3 protein-coding genes, 1 tRNA gene and 1 pseudogene are annotated in these 5,821 nt (G+C 51.2%); all 5 read left to right on the top strand.

The window, feature by feature from the left end:
• Positions 1 to 248: DTW domain-containing protein (locus tag KDK15_RS10725; RefSeq protein ID WP_257295351.1), on the top strand; the 248-nt coding region annotated here is incomplete at its 5' end.
• Positions 249 to 458: 210 nt separating this feature from the next.
• A complete protein-coding gene (alaS, locus tag KDK15_RS10720; protein WP_373691364.1) occupies positions 459 to 3,092 on the top strand; it encodes an alanine--tRNA ligase in 2,634 nt (877 codons plus the stop codon).
• Between the two features lie 280 nt (positions 3,093 to 3,372).
• Entirely contained in the window at positions 3,373 to 4,614 is a 1,242-nt protein-coding gene (locus tag KDK15_RS10715) for an aspartate kinase (RefSeq protein ID WP_257295350.1), read from the top strand.
• Between the two features lie 444 nt (positions 4,615 to 5,058).
• Positions 5,059 to 5,223: pseudogene (gene csrA, locus KDK15_RS10710) on the top strand (carbon storage regulator CsrA); the annotation flags it as partial.
• A gap of 504 nt (positions 5,224 to 5,727) precedes the next feature.
• A tRNA-Ser gene (locus KDK15_RS10705) sits at positions 5,728 to 5,820 on the top strand.
• Position 5,821 lies beyond the last annotated feature (1 nt).

Genomic DNA, 5,821 nt, shown 5'->3' with positions numbered 1-5,821 from the left:
AACTCCGGTCACATAGCTACGGCTATGCTCCCTTCGTTGTGCCTTGCATAGTAACGGGGCAGCACCTGTGTACCGCTGAAGTGGCGGCAAGAGCGCTTGGAGAGCTGGATGAAAATACCAATCGCCAGCTGATGGAGGCCCTGGTTCATGCCTATTGCCACCGCTATTTATGGGCACGCAAAGGCCAGCGAAGGGAGGATCCGCGCTCTCTGCGCACGCTTGAGCAGTACCGATCTGGCGCTCAATAGGCAGTCAGTGAAAAAAGCCCGGTAAAAAGCCTGTTAATGATGGGGAGAAGTGATCATTTTTTCCCGTCGTTCCTATATAATGCCCGTTTTGCGTAAATTTACTATGAAAAGGCTGCTCATTGTGATTTAGCCGCCATTTTCGTGTTTGGGAGTGAGCGGCCTTTTCCGTTCATGGCTGTTAAGAGATAACTCCCCCAGTGGGAACTGTATATGAAGACTGACGAAATACGTTCTGCTTTTCTTGAATACTTCAGGGAAAACGGTCATGAAGTGGTTGCCAGTGGCTCTCTGGTACCCCATGACGACCCAACCCTGCTGTTTACCAATGCCGGGATGAACCAGTTTAAAGACACTTTTCTGGGGCGTGAGCAACGTGGCTACAAACGTGCCACCACTTCCCAGAAGTGTGTACGTGCCGGGGGCAAGCACAATGACCTGGACAACGTCGGTTATACTGCTCGTCACCACACCTTCTTTGAAATGCTGGGTAATTTCAGCTTTGGTGATTACTTCAAGAAAGAAGCGATCCATTTTGCCTGGAACTTTCTGACCGGCAAGCTGAAGCTGCCTAAAGAGCGTCTTTGCGTCACCGTTTATGCCTCTGACGATGAAGCCTACAACCTCTGGTTAAACGACATTGGTCTTGCCGCAGACGATATAATCCGCATTGGCGACAACAAGGGAGCTCCTTACGCTTCCGATAACTTCTGGCAGATGGGCGATACTGGCCCCTGTGGTCCCTGTACCGAAATTTTCTATGATCATGGTGACCATATCCGGGGTGGCCGCCCGGGTACGCCAGAAGAAGACGGTGACCGTTTTATTGAAATCTGGAATATCGTATTCATGCAGTACAACCGTCAGGCCGACGGTGAAATGCAACTACTGCCCAGACCATCGGTTGACACCGGTATGGGTTTGGAGCGTATTGCCGCGGTGATGCAGCATGTCAACAGCAACTACGAGATTGACCTGTTCCAGTCACTGCTGAACGATGCTTCTGAAATTCTGGGGGGCGTTGCCACAACAGAAGCATCCCTGCGGGTTATTGCTGACCATATCCGTTCCTGCAGTTTCCTGATCAGCGATGGCGTTATGCCGTCCAATGAAGGCCGGGGCTACACTCTGCGCCGTATTATCCGTCGTGCCTGCCGCCATGGGCACAAGCTGGGGGCCAAGGAATCCTTCTTTTATAAGCTGGTGGGTTCACTGGTGAAGGTGATAGGCGACGCTTATCCGGATCTGGCGAAGAGCCGGGCGCAAATCGAGCGGGTTCTGCTGCAGGAAGAGGAACAGTTTACCCGTACCCTGGATAAAGGGATGAAACTGTTGGAAGAGAGTATTGCTGTTCTGAAGAAGAGTGCGCAGGGGGATGTGATTTCCGGTGAAACACTGTTCACGCTGTATGATACCTACGGTTTCCCGGTTGACCTGACGGAAGACATTGCCCGTGAGCGTGAGCTGAAAGTCGATATTGAGGGTTTTGAACAAGCACTGGAGGCTCAACGTGAGCGTGCCCGTGCATCCAGTAAGTTTGGTGTTGATTACAGCGACCAGCTGGTGATTGAAGGCGCAACCGCCTTTACCGGCTACGAGAATACGGCAGGTCAGGCTCGGGTTCACTCCCTGTTCGTCGGTGGTGAACAGGTAGAACAGATCGGTGAAGGCCTGCAGGCGACGGTTGTTCTGGAACAGACGCCATTCTATGCAGAGTCCGGTGGTCAGGTGGGAGATACCGGCCTGCTGAATTTTGCGACTGGTTCTGTCCGTGTTGTGGATACCCGGAAGCAGGGTGTTCACCACCTTCATATTGTGGAAGTAGTATCCGGTGAACTGAAGTCTGGCGATGAAGTATCCGCCGATGTTGATGCTGAAAAGCGTCATGCTACCTCACTGAATCATTCAGCAACTCACCTGCTGCATGCGGCTCTGAGACTGGTTCTGGGTGATCATGTAACCCAGAAGGGCTCGCTGGTTGACCCGGAGCGGCTGCGCTTTGACTTCTCCCACCTGGAAGCGGTTAAGCCGGAAGAGCTAAAGACCATTGAAAAGCTGGTGAATGAACAGATTCGTGCCAACACCCCGGTGCAGACTGAGCTGATGGATATGGACGCAGCCAGGGCCAGGGGAGCCATGGCACTGTTTGGTGAAAAGTACGATGATCAGGTGCGGGTACTGACCATGGGTACCGACAACTTCTCTATCGAGCTGTGTGGTGGTATCCACGCCAGTCGCACCGGTGATATTGGAGCGTTCCGAATTGTTGCTGAAAGTGGCATTGCCGCCGGTGTGCGCCGTATTGAAGCGGTGACGGGGTCTGGCGCTGAAGCTTTTGTGCAGACGCGCTTTGCCGAGTTGAGCAACGCTTGTCGTGTGCTAAAAACCAAACCGGACAATCTCGAAGCCAAATTGCAGGCGCTGGTTGCCCAGAGCAAGAGTCTGGAGAAAGAGCTGCAGCAGCTGAAGCAGAAGCTGGCCAGCGCTGGCAGTTCTGACCTGATGTCTCAGGCGGTAGAGGTGAATGGCGTTAAACTACTGGCCACCGAGCTTGAGGGGGTTGACCCCAAATCACTGCGCGATATGGTTGACCAGCTGAAGAACAAGCTGGGCTCTGGCATCGTTTTCCTGGCCACCAAAGCGGATGGCAAGGTGCCTCTGGCTGCCGGTGTAACCAAAGATCTGACCGGACGCGTCAAGGCGGGTGATCTGCTGAAGATGGTGGCTGAGCAGCTGGGTGGCAAAGGCGGTGGTCGTCCTGATTTTGCCCAGGGTGGTGGTTCTCAGCCTGAACACCTGGGAAAAGCGCTGTCGTCTATTAAAGGATGGCTGGAAGCGCAGTTGTAAGCGGTTTTGTCAGGGTGGTTAGCTATTCTGACAAAGTTGTAAAAACGGGCTTTTCCCTGTGGTTCAGCCCGCTTTTTATTGCTCCGAGGCATACACCCGCGGGATGATTCATGGTACATTCTGCCATCCACTGAATACTGAATGATAGAGATGGCAGCTTGTGCTGTCTGGCTCCTGCCTGAGTGTCTATATTCTGTAAACCTTGATGGGGCGTTGAGCAGGGAGCTGGTACAGGGAAGCTTGGCCACAGGTCATGGCTGATTGAAGTAGAACGAACAAGATGGCGCTAATAGTACAGAAATTTGGCGGCACCTCAGTAGGTACCACTGAACGCATTCAGGGTGTTGCTGATAAGGTCAAAGGGTTCCGCGAACAGGGGCACGACGTGGTCGTTGTGGTTTCCGCCATGAGTGGTGAAACCAACCGACTGGTGGAGCTTGCCCGATCCATGCAGTCACAGCCGACGCCACGGGAGATGGATGTTATCCTCTCGACGGGCGAGCAGGTGACCATCGGTCTTTTGAGTATGGCTCTGAATGAGCGGGGCTGTCCTGCGACGTCCTATACCGGTAGCCAGGTAGCCATTGTTACTGACAGTGTCCATACCAAGGCCCGCATCAAGCGAATTGATACCGAACGTATCGTCAGGGACCTGGAGCTGGGGCGTGTGGTCGTGGTTGCCGGTTTCCAGGGGCGTGACGAAGCAGATAATATCACCACTCTGGGCCGGGGAGGTTCGGATACCACGGCGGTAGCACTGGCTGCCGCCCTGAAGGCTGATGAATGCCAGATATACACGGATGTCGATGGGGTTTACACCACCGACCCGCGAGTGGTTGAGGGTGCCTGTCGTCTGGATAAGATCACCTTTGAAGAAATGCTGGAAATGGCCAGTCTGGGCTCCAAGGTCCTGCAGATCAGGGCCGTTGAGTTTGCTGGCAAATACAATGTTAACCTGAGAGTTCTGCATACCTTCCAGGATGGCCCTGGAACACTGATTACACTGGATGAGGGTATCGCCATGGAGTCACCGGTAGTTTCCGGCATCGCATTCAACCGAGATGAAGCCAAGCTGACGATTAAGGGCGTACCCGATATTCCCGGTGTGGCATCGCGGATTCTTGGTCCGGTCAGCCGTGCCAATATTGAAGTGGATATGATTGTCCAGAATACGGCTGAGGACAAAACCACCGATTTCACCTTCACCGTTCATCGTAATGATTATGAGCGGGCAAAAGTGGTGGTTGAGCGGATTGTTGCAGAGCTCGAAGCCCGTGAATACCATGGTGATATGAAAATCGCCAAGGTTTCGATTGTTGGCGTTGGCATGCGCTCCCATGCGGGGGTAGCCACCAAGATGTTTGAAGCGCTGGCGGCTGAAGGGATTAATATTCAGATCATCTCAACGTCCGAAATCAAGGTTTCCGTTATCATTGCAGAGAAATATCTGGAACTTGCTGTTCGGGCGCTCCACTCAGCTTTTGAGCTGGGCAGGGAACCAACGGAAGATAATGGGGTCTAAATTGTCAATATAACTAAAACCGTTAGCCTCGTGAGGGGCCTCTTCTGTCCAAAATCCACCTGATGTAGCAAGAGTGGAAAGTGCAAAAAGTGCAAAAAGTGCAAAAAGTGCAAAAAGTAAAGAGTGTAGAGTTATCAAGCCCGCAAACCATTCCGTCAGGTAGAAATACGAATGGAAATCTTGAACTTGGTGACTAGACTGGGTTTGCTGAATAATTCTTAAGCATGAACGGTTGAGCTGGCATATACTTCAATACTTTGAACTGAGTACTAAAGCAGTTTAAAGGACAGGCAATTTTAAGGTGAGATAATGTCTGTACCGGGGTTGGTGTCGTGTAATTTCACGCGATTATTTTGGTTGATTTCATCAGCTTCTAACCAATGCACCAGCGTGCTCAGAATTGACGGTTGTTGACTTAACAGAGATGTAAATAAGGAGATTGAAATGCTGATTCTGACTCGCCGCGTAGGAGAGACCCTGATGGTAGGGGACGAGGTCACTGTCACTGTTCTGGGTGTAAAGGGCAACCAGGTTCGTATCGGTGTTAACGCACCAAAAGAGGTTGCAGTTCACCGGGAAGAAATTTACCAGAGAATTCAAAAAGAAAAAGAGCACAAGAAAGGCGGGGCTGGTCGCTCTTATGAAGATGGTGAGGGTTATGAATCCGGATACGAGTCTGAATCTTACGAATCTTACTGATAACTATTAAACTCTAGTTTGTATCTCTGATTTGATTAATGGAACTTTGTTAATCCCTGTAGACATTCTCAAAATGCCTGACAGATTGTCAGGCGTTTTTGTATCAGTATTTGACTAAATTGAATCGAATATTTCTGGTTGCCGTATAGAGATGTCTATTCTCAGGCAGCCATCGACGAAACTTCTCTGCACAATGAAAATGCCACCCTGTCAACGTGCAATGTCTGGCAGTAGTCGTCTTTTCCAGTGGCTTTATAACAATCGAACTTCTGGGATGTGATGTCGATGGCAATTGGTCCTTTGCGTTCTGAAATAGTAATTTCTCTACCCGCTACAATGCTAGGGGGGATGGCTGAATTGGTTAAAAAAAGACTTGCTTTTCAAGGTTCTCAGGGTAACATAGCTCTCGTTCCCGGTGAGGTGGCCGAGAGGCTGAAGGCGCTCCCCTGCTAAGGGAGTATACGGTTTGTAGCCGTATCGAGGGTTCGAATCCCTCCCTCACCGCCAT

The organism is Endozoicomonas sp. YOMI1 (assembly GCF_024606345.1).
Taxonomy (GTDB): Bacteria; Pseudomonadota; Gammaproteobacteria; order Pseudomonadales; family Endozoicomonadaceae; genus Endozoicomonas.
Note: the sequence above shows the minus strand (reverse complement) of the source record. Positions and strands in the feature narration are given on the sequence as shown.